This is a genomic window from Streptococcus suis, from assembly GCF_002964045.1.
In the GTDB taxonomy this organism is placed as follows: Bacteria; Bacillota; Bacilli; order Lactobacillales; family Streptococcaceae; genus Streptococcus; species Streptococcus suis_U.
In genome coordinates this window covers 1-489 of record NZ_POPB01000222.1, presented here as the reverse complement: position 1 = coordinate 489, position 489 = coordinate 1, and the positions used below count along the sequence as shown (strand labels likewise).

The window sequence follows — 489 nt, the reverse complement described above, 5'->3', positions numbered from 1 at the left end:
AGAAGTTCGTGGCAATCGTGATCATGTAACAGACATCGTATTGGACAAGCCAATTCGAGCGCAGGAATGGCGTTTGGATGTCTTGACTTCTGATAATGGTACTCCTTGGAAGGCCATTCGTATTTATAATTGGCGTATGTATGAAGAATTGGACATGGAGACACCAAACATTCCGATGACCCATGCTGTTGCTCGCCATCTCGGTAATCATCAGATTCAAGTAGGTTTCAAGGATGTCCCTGCCAATCGGAAAATAGCGCTTTATTCTAGCCCAGATGCCGTAAAACCACTGGCAGAATTGAAATTGACAGAGTCAGGAAATCTTATATTCGACCCGATTCGCTTTGAGTCCCTGCCTGAGTTCATTTACTACCGTACTCTGGAGGAAGGAAAGGATTGGAGCAATCTATTGGCCATTCGCGTACCGCAAGGTGAAAAAGTCGTGAAAGCGATGGAATGGATAGCTCCCCTAGAGAAAAAAGTTTACCG

Annotated in this window: 1 pseudogene; it reads left to right on the top strand. The window is 45.0% G+C overall.

Annotation, left to right across the window (positions count from 1 at the left end):
• A pseudogene (locus tag C1E99_RS02015) lies at window positions 1-489 on the top strand (endo-beta-N-acetylglucosaminidase); the annotation flags it as partial.